Annotated in this window: 6 protein-coding genes and 1 tRNA gene; 4 read left to right on the forward strand and 3 right to left on the reverse strand. The window is 61.3% G+C overall.

Features of this window, described 5'->3' with window-relative positions; translation table 11 throughout:
- On the forward strand, window positions 1-622 hold a 622-nt coding region (locus EOA27_RS20290; protein ID WP_127256988.1), incomplete at its 5' end, for a helix-turn-helix domain-containing protein.
- 25 nt (window positions 623-647) lie between these two features.
- On the opposite strand, the gene EOA27_RS40785 is transcribed toward EOA27_RS20290, so the two are convergent.
- Entirely contained in the window at window positions 648-920 is a 273-nt protein-coding gene (locus EOA27_RS40785; protein WP_189343389.1) for a hypothetical protein, read from the reverse strand.
- On the opposite strand from EOA27_RS40785, the gene EOA27_RS20300 reads away from it, so the two are divergent.
- The 3 genes from EOA27_RS20300 to EOA27_RS20310 are packed head-to-tail and all read left to right on the forward strand — an operon-like array spanning window position 880 to window position 3874.
- Window positions 880-2100, forward strand: coding sequence for an extracellular solute-binding protein (locus EOA27_RS20300; RefSeq protein WP_245467367.1), 1221 nt, complete (start codon window positions 880-882; stop codon window positions 2098-2100). The genes EOA27_RS40785 and EOA27_RS20300 overlap by 41 nt on opposite strands.
- Complete coding sequence (locus EOA27_RS20305) at window positions 2097-3017, forward strand: sugar ABC transporter permease (RefSeq protein WP_348633072.1); 921 nt, start codon at window positions 2097-2099, stop codon at window positions 3015-3017. Before EOA27_RS20300 ends, EOA27_RS20305 begins: the two co-directional genes overlap by 4 nt.
- The gene (locus tag EOA27_RS20310) at window positions 3017-3874 is read left to right on the forward strand and encodes a carbohydrate ABC transporter permease (protein ID WP_126080918.1); all 858 of its coding nucleotides are present in this window, start codon (window positions 3017-3019) and stop codon (window positions 3872-3874) included. The genes EOA27_RS20305 and EOA27_RS20310 overlap by 1 nt, the downstream gene beginning before the upstream one ends.
- Window positions 3875-4089: 215 nt before the next feature.
- Here the strand turns inward: EOA27_RS20310 and EOA27_RS20315 are convergent.
- Together EOA27_RS20315 and EOA27_RS20320 are read right to left on the reverse strand one after the other, a co-directional pair.
- Window positions 4090-4166, reverse strand: a tRNA-Arg gene (locus tag EOA27_RS20315).
- A 110-nt stretch (window positions 4167-4276) separates the two neighbouring features.
- Window positions 4277-5284: M20 aminoacylase family protein (locus EOA27_RS20320; protein WP_145970438.1), on the reverse strand; the 1008-nt coding region annotated here is incomplete at its 5' end.

Consider the following 5284-nt stretch of genomic DNA (forward strand, 5'->3'; position numbering starts at 1 on the left):
CTGCATCTACGTGCCATTCGCCGATCTGCTGTCCCTTGCGGTCTCAAGTGATTTCAAGAACGACCTCATGGCGGGTCACGTCGTCACGGGCTCGTCCATCGACGCTGCCGACACATTATTGGTGACCCGCTGGGCGCGAGAGTGGGACACCAACAGCGAACTGGCCGCCGACATATTACGCGACGAGGTTCGCCTTCGTCTTCGCCGGCTGGCGGCCGACCCGCGCATCGCCGAGATAGGCCTGGGCGCCCTCGAAGCTGAACATCGGCGCCAGGCGATGCATGTCGCCGACCGGCGGGTGGTTGCGCGGGTGCAGCAGATGACGACCTTCATCAACAACGAATTCGCCAGGCCGATCAACGTTGCGGACGTAGCGCTTGTCGGCGGACTCCATCCGACGAACGCAACCGCGACCTTTCAGAAGGTCCTGGGACAATCCATCGCGCAATATCTGCGCCGCCGGCGGCTCAACCATGCACTGAAGCTTTTGGCCGACAGCGATATGGCAATTATCGAGGTGGCTTTCGAAAGTGGCCACGGCTCTCTCAGCCGCTTTTACGATGCCTTCCAGCGGCAGGTTGGCTGTACGCCGAAGGACTACAGGCGCCGCTTCCGCGCCTGAACATCACCCGGACGTTGACGCTTCATCACCAGCGCTGGATTTTTTGCTGCTGCGACAGACCGCAGGGCTGAAAAACCTGAAAATTTGGGTCGAAACCGGCAAGAATATCAGAATTTCCAGCGATAGCTTTACGGTCTATTGGTGCGGGCAGCGGCCAAAAAGCATAGTGGGAACAATGCTGCCCGCTCGCGACGTCACGGGAGATAATCATGCGTTTGCCGAAGTCTGATCTGGTTTTCGCCTTCAGCGTCGTTTTGATGGCCACTACCAGCGGAATTGCGCTGGCCGATGATGCCAAGCCCTTTGCGGGACAAACAGTTTCGGTGCTCCTACCCTCGCCTCAGGATGCAAACATGGCGGCCGATTTCGAGAAAGCCACCGGCATCAAGCTCGATATGCAGACAGCGTCATGGGACGACGTGTCGGTGAAGATTTCGACGGCGTTGCTGGCTGGCACGGCGCCGGCCGATGTGACCGAGTTCGACTGGTCCTGGACCGGCCAGTTCGCTGCGGCAGACTGGTATACGCCGCTCAACGACACCGTTGACGCCGCGACCCTGGATGACATCAAGGGGTCGACGATCTTCAACGTGAACGGCAAGGTTCTGGCCATTCCTTACACGAACGACTTTCGCGTCATGCTGGTGAACAAGAAGCAGTTCGCCGACGCCGGCGTGACCGTCATGCCAAAGACGCTCGACGAGCTTGTAGCGGCGGCGAAGGCCGTCAAGGCCAAGGGAATCGTAAAGTATCCGATCGGCCTGCCGCTTTCCGCGACCGAAGGCGCATCGACAAGCTGGTACCTTCTGACCAAGGCGTTCGGCGGAGATCTTTTCGACAAGGATATGAAACCTCTGTTCACGGCGCCGGACTCGGCCGGCTACAAAGCGATGGCCTTCGAGATGATGCTCTTGAAGGAGGGCCTGGTTGACCCCGCCTCCACCGGCCTTAAAGACAGCGAGATCAATGAGACACTTTTCGCCAAGGGCCTGACCAGCATCATGATCAGCGGCGAACCGGGCCGTCTTGGCGCTTACAATGACCCCGCACAGTCTGTCGTTGCCGGACAGGTTCAGGCGATTCCGGTCGCCACCGAAAGCGGCAAGACGCGGTCATTCGGGTTGCTGGAGGGCCTCGGCATCCCAAGGAATGCCCAGAATCCGGAAGCGGCCAAGGAATTCATCAAATGGATGACATCCAAGGACTATCAGATCCACAACTACGGAAACGGGGTATTGCCGACGCGCACGTCCGCGCTCGCAGAGCTGCAACAACAGGGCAAGCTGGTCAGCGGCGAGGCGCTTGTGGAACAGGCGCCTACCGTCGAGGCGCTGTTTCCGTCCGGCGCGCCAGCCTGGTATCCGCAATTCTCGCTGGCCGTAAACACCTCGATCAACAGCGCGGCAAAGGGTGAGATCAGTGTGGACCAGGCTGTTCAGCGCATCGCCGAGGCCGCGGCTGAAGCCGTGAAGCAGTGACGTCGCAAGCGGTAACTGTCCTCCCGCGACAAGGTCGTGGCGCCCGCAAAGTTGGGGACGCCACGACCGCCTTTTTGATGGTGCTGCCGATCCTGCTCACCATGGGAGGGCTCGTTTTCTACCCACTGCTGAGCACCGCATGGGACAGCTTGCACCGCGTCAACCCGATGCAAGCAGGGACCCCGTTCGTCGGCATCTCCAATTATACGCGCGTCTTCAGCGACGTAGAGGTGGGGCAGGCTTGGCTCAACACCTTCAAATATGTCGTAATCGCCGTTTTCGCCGAGACGGTCCTGGGGGTCCTGGCGGCTTCACTCATCAATCAGTTGAAGAGCGGGCGTCAGTGGGTGTTGGCAGCCGTGGTCCTGCCGTGGGCGCTGCCCGGCGTGGTCAGCGGCGTGATATGGCAATGGATCTATTCGCCCGGCCCCGGCCTCCTCAACGGGCTGCTGGTGATGATCGGTTTGGACTACGAGGGTCATCTCTGGTTCAATGACAGCACCAGCGCGATGCTTGCAGTCTCGGTGGTGCATATCTGGCGCATGTTGCCGCTTACCATCGTTATCGTGCTGGCGGCGATGCAAAGCATTCCGGGCGACCTCTATGAGGCCGCGCGCATGGACGGCGCCAGTCGCCTGGTGATGTTCCGCAATATTACCTTGCCGCTGACGCGCGGGGCGATCGCGGTGGCGATGACCAATGCCACAGTGTCGGCCTTCAACCTGTTCGACGAAGCGATCGTGCTTGCCCGCAACAGTCTGGAGACGCGGCCGATCCTGCTGCAGATCTATCTTGAGGCCTTCAAGAAACTGAATTTCTCGTACGGCATGGCATTGTCGCTGATGGTCACCTTCATTTCGCTCGCCATATCGCTTGGTTATGTGCTGCGCATCCACCGCAGCACGAGGCTCGACTGATGAAGAAACCTTGGCACATCCGTCTTGGAATCTGGGCCGGCGTTGCGCTGCTGCTCGCCTGGTCGCTTCTTCCGATCTACTGGACACTCGCCTCCAGCCTGACGCCGACGGTCGAGTTCAATGCGCGGCCGCTTCATCTTTTTCCCGAGCATCCCACCGGCGAGCACTATCTGAGGCTTCTTGGCGTGCTTGACGGGCATATGGGAGGCGTCGACGTGGCTGGCGAGTTTCGGCTTGCGCTTTTCAACAGCATACTCACTTCGGGTGCCGCCACCGTGCTTTGCGTGCTGATGTCGCTGCTTGCGGCCTATGCCTTCGCGCGCCTGAACTTTCCCGGACGTGAGGTGCTCTTCTATGCTGTGGTAGGGACCATGGCGGTGCCGGGATATGCGGTTCTCATCCCGCTCTTCCGGCTGATGGTGTCGCTCCGGCAGATCGACGCCTATCTCGGCGTGACGCTCATCTACGTCTCGGCGTTCCTACCGCTTTGCCTTTGGCTCCTGAAAGGCGTCATGGACACGCTGCCGCGATCGTTGGAAGAGGCGGCGCGCATCGATGGGGCAAGCCATATGCGCATTCTTTTTTCCATCATCGCGCCGATCGCTGCACCAGGACTTACGGCGGCTGCCATTCTCACCTTCCTCGGTGCCTGGGGGCAATATGTTGTGCCGCTCGTCTTCTCACCCAAGGACACAAAGCCGCTGACGGTTCTGATCCCGGAATTCGCAGGGAAGAACTTCGTCGACTACGGGCTTATCATGGCCGGCGGTTCTATCGCCATTGCGGTGCCCTGCCTGCTGGTGATCTTCCTCAATCGATACCTCATTTCCGGCCTGCTTGCAGGTTCAACCAAATAGCGTCCGTAGGCCACAACTGGAGCAATGCCTCAAACGGCGCGGCGGTCTGCGTTAGTGGAACACGATCTCCGCCCTGTCGCGCGTCAATAATCCAGACCCTGCCGGAAAGCGCCGATGACCACCGGCAGGCCGCTCACTCGCTACAGCGCTACTCACGGCGCGCTCGCGAGCGGCTTCATAACCCTCAGCTACACCACCTGGTGGGACACGACCCTTGGTGATCCCGACAGGAATCGAACCTGTGACCTACAGATTAGGAATCTGCCGCTCTATCCTACTGAGCTACGGGACCACGCGGCCCGACACATAAACGCTTCGGGCCGGTTCGCCAAGAGGAGTCTGAAAGCCGATCAGGCGGCCGTCTGCGATGGGCGGCCGCCTCCTCTTGCCAAGCCAGTGCCGTCAGGCCGCCAAGGCCGTCTCGGCCAGCTTCACCCAGTAGCTCATGCCGTGCGGGATGACCTCGTCGTTGAAGTCGTAGGCAGGGTGATGCAGGCCGGCCGAGTCGCCGTTGCCGATGAAGATGAAGGCGCCGGGTCGGGCTTCCAGCATATAGGAGAAATCCTCGCCGCCCATCACCGGCTGGATGGTGCGATGGACATGCGCGTCGCCGGCGACGTCGGCGGCGACATCGCTGGCGAAGACCGTCTCTTGCGCATGATTGAAGGTGACGGGATAGTTGGCGTCGTAATCGACCTCGATCGTGGCGCCGAAGGCGGTCGCGATGCCGGCGCAGATGGCGCGCATGCGCTCTTCCGATTTCTTGGCCACTTCCTTCTTCAGCGTGCGGACGGTGCCGGCGATCTCGGCGCTTTCGGGGATGACGTTATAGGCGTCGCCGGCGTGGAACTTCGTGACCGACACCACCACGGCCTCGACGGGGTCGGTGCTGCGCGAGGCGATGGTCTGCAGCGCGCCCACCAGCTGGCTGGCGATGACGATGGGATCGATCGTGCCGTGCGGCATCGCGGCATGGCCGCCACGGCCCTTGACGGTGATGGTGAACTCGGCCGTCGCGGCCATGATCGGACCGGGCTTGATGGCGAACTGGCCGACCGGCAGGCCCGGCATATTGTGCATGCCGAACACCTTCTCGATGTCGAAGCGTTCCATCATGCCGTCCTTGACCATCTCGTTGCCGCCGCCGCCGCCTTCCTCGGCCGGCTGGAAGATCACCGCCACGGTGCCGGCGAAATTGCGCGTCTCCGCAAGATATTTGGCGGCGCCCAGGAGCATCGCGGTATGGCCATCATGGCCGCAGGCATGCATCCTGCCGCGCACGGTCGAGGCCCATGGCTTGCCGGTGATTTCGTCGATCGGCAGCGCGTCCATGTCGGCGCGCAGCCCGATCGTCGGGCCATCGCCCTTGCGGCCGCGGATGATGCCGACGACGCCGGTCTTGCCCAATCC

The sequence above is a fragment of the Mesorhizobium sp. M2A.F.Ca.ET.037.01.1.1 genome, from assembly GCF_003998075.1.
Lineage (GTDB): Bacteria > Pseudomonadota > Alphaproteobacteria > Rhizobiales > Rhizobiaceae > Mesorhizobium.